The sequence below is a fragment of the Staphylococcus intermedius NCTC 11048 genome (assembly GCF_002902385.1).
Taxonomy (GTDB): Bacteria; Bacillota; Bacilli; order Staphylococcales; family Staphylococcaceae; genus Staphylococcus; species Staphylococcus intermedius.
Genome location: NZ_PPQH01000037.1, coordinates 1 through 988 on the forward strand (window position 1 = coordinate 1; position 988 = coordinate 988).

Annotated in this window: 1 protein-coding gene; it reads right to left on the bottom strand. The window is 40.1% G+C overall.

The genetic code is table 11. The features are described 5' to 3' along the window. Positions 1-988 (bottom strand): phage tail protein (locus CD138_RS08405; RefSeq protein WP_103265979.1); only part of this gene is annotated, 988 nt, incomplete at both ends.

A 988-nucleotide genomic window follows, 5' to 3' on the forward strand; every position in this document is an offset into this window, starting at 1 on the left:
GACGTCGTAACTACCGTTTTTACCATGTATGCCCAACCCATCATATTTCAGCGCAGTAGACGTTTGTACAACACTACTCATCGACTTAGCGACCGCACTTGTTTGCTTTGTAACGTTTTTGATGGACTTAGCACCTTGATAACCTCCACCAAGGCCATTAGCAAGTGTGGCGGCATTATTTACGCTTGTTTGGTATCTATCGCGACGTCTCAAGTCTCCTAACACTACATCTTGCTTGATAACGTTGTTATATGCGTCTCTGTGCGTCGTTATCTCAATGATACGAACTTTATCATTCACATCGATGACATCGTCTCTCACGGGCACTATATCGCCTATTTTAGGTATAGCAGTCGGAAATTGTTTTCTTAAAACAACAAAGTCTAATGATAGCGATGTTTTAATTGATTGATCTACGATGTATTCTAATTCTCTTTTCATCGTTTCGACACTTGTGATACGTCCGTCAATTTTCGGAGGAGCTTCACGCTTGCCGATTTTATCAGCTAAAGGGTGTGTAAACTCGATGTACAAACTGCCCTCTGTAAACTCCTCATCATCTTCAAAACCACCATAACCACGAATGAATGTGTATGCTTCGCTTGCATCTTCTTCGAGCTTTAAATCGTTTGCGTTCACCTTACTGGATATATAGTAATTAACGACATTGTTCAGAAATGGTGTTAATGTAAATGTTTTGGTTGTTGGGTCGTAACTGTATTCAAGTCCATAACGGTCAAGACCAGCCTTAAACATGTCGTATCGACTGTCACCTTGTCCCGCATTTTCCCAACGCGATGCCGGCACTTTGACCGGTATTTTATACTTGTAACCTGTGCCTTGAAAAACTAATTTAAAGTAATTTTCGACCGTAAAGCTACCAGTGACATTGCTGATAACGCGTGATGTCATTAAGTCATCGAGTTGTTTTTGTCTTGCTGTGATACTCAAAAATTGCTTATTACCTTTACTTTTTCTATCAATAATG